This is a genomic window from Pseudomonas sp. 1D4 (assembly GCF_001728925.1).
GTDB lineage: Bacteria > Pseudomonadota > Gammaproteobacteria > Pseudomonadales > Pseudomonadaceae > Metapseudomonas > Metapseudomonas otitidis.
Map to the genome: position 1 here is coordinate 1 of NZ_LXJQ01000114.1, position 1,708 is coordinate 1,708.

General features: G+C 66.7%; 1 protein-coding gene and 1 pseudogene. Both read right to left on the reverse strand.

The annotated features are described in order from the left end of the window. Positions 1–44: 44 nt before the first annotated feature. Positions 45–239 (reverse strand): annotated as a pseudogene (locus A7D27_RS26780) (GMC oxidoreductase); the annotation flags it as partial. 124 nt (positions 240–363) lie between these two features. Then, positions 364–1,708, reverse strand: a 1,345-nt coding sequence (gene tssI / locus A7D27_RS26785; RefSeq protein ID WP_069566674.1) for a type VI secretion system tip protein TssI/VgrG, incomplete at its 5' end; no start/stop codon positions are given.

Here is a 1,708-nt window from a genome sequence, read left to right on the forward strand (position 1 = left end):
AAGAAAAAAGGGCCGTCCCTGGCCCATTAACCGGCTAGCGCAGCCTAGGCCGCACGCTTGTCGAGCGCCTGGGCGATGTATTCCGCCTGGCGGATCGCCAGGCTGACGATGGTCAGCGTGGGGTTCTCCGCCGCGCTGGTGGTGAACAGGCCGCCATCGGAGATGAACAGGTTGGGCACCTCGTGGCTCTGCCCGTAGCCGCTGCAGACGCTGTCCGCTGTCTTCTCGCTCATGCGGGAGGTGCCACAGGTTGTGGGAGACGGAGCAGGGTGTGTGGCCGGGCCACATGGGGCTTTGTTTCAGGCCGGCGCGGCGTGTAGAGCTGCGAAAGACCAGGGCCGCCTTGCGCGGCCCCGGCGGTTTTCAGCTCTTGGGCGGCGGCGGGAAGAGGGCGTCGACCTTGCCGTCGATGGCGCCTTTGTCGCCTTCGCCATTGGTGGGCACGGCGCTGGCCACGCCGGAGTTCAGGTCCAGCCGGCCGCCGGTGTCGATGGCGGTATTGCCGGCGGTGAACAGGTTGAAGGCGGTGCCGGAGATGTTGATCACGCCGTCGGCGTTGAACTCCACCACGCTCTGCCCGCACACCAGGCGGATCTGCGCACCGGCTTCGATCAGGTAGCGGGTGCTCACGCTGTCGCTCTTCGCGCCGCCCACCACCAGGGTGTCGTGGCGCTTGGCGGCGCGCAGGCGGTCCTGCCCGATCAGGGCCACTTCATCGTTGCCGATGCTCTTGGTGCGGTTGTGGCCCACGGAGTGGGTCTCGTCGTTCTCCACGACGATGTCCTGGTTGCGCTCGGCATGGATGTAGAGCTGCTCGGCGCCCTTCTTGTCCTCCATGCGGATCTCGTTGAAGTTGGCCGGTGTGCCGCCCTTGCTGGAGCGGCTCTTGATCCCGCTCTGGGTGGCGTTGGCGGGCAGGTCGTAGGGCACGGTCTGCTCGGCGTTGTAGACGCGGCCGGTGATGATCGGACGGTCCGGGTCGCCTTCGAGGAAGCTGACGATCACCTCCTGGCCGATGCGCGGGATCTGGATGTGGCCCCAGTTCTTGCCGGCCCAGGATTGGGAGACGCGAATCCAGCAGGAGCTGTTCTCGTTGGACTGGTCGTGCCGGTCCCAATAGAAATGCACCTTCACCCGGCCGTACTGGTCGGTCCAGATCTCCTCGCCCTTGGGCCCGACCACCATGGCGGTCTGCGGGCCCTGGACGATGGGCTTGATGGTGGTCGGCATGGGACGGAAGGGCTGGCGTGCCTCGATGCATTCCAGGCTGCTGTTGAACTGCAGCGTGCCGCCCGTCGAGCCGCTTTCGTAGGCTTCCTGGCTGACCGCGTAGCGGGCGCCGATGATCAGGTACTCGCGGTTCTGGTCGGCGCGGGGGTAGCCGGTCATCTTGAACAGGTGGCCGGCGCCCAGGCCGCGCGCGTTGGTGCGCAGTTGCACGCGCTCGTACTGGGTCTGGATGGCCTCGATGCGGTTGCGCGCGTACTGCTCGCCGTCGCCGGTCTGCACGTATTCGCCGGGGTAGTCGTACAGCGGGTGCTCGGCGTTGCTGTGGCTGCGGCTGATGCTGGAGCGCACTTCCAGGCGCGCGCTGGGGCGCTGGAAGTCATAGTCGTTGAGCGCCAGGGAACCGGGCTGTACCTCACGGGCCAGGTGCCAGTCGTAGACGTGGTCACGCTCGCGCATCTGGTCTTCGAGGGGGTAGTAC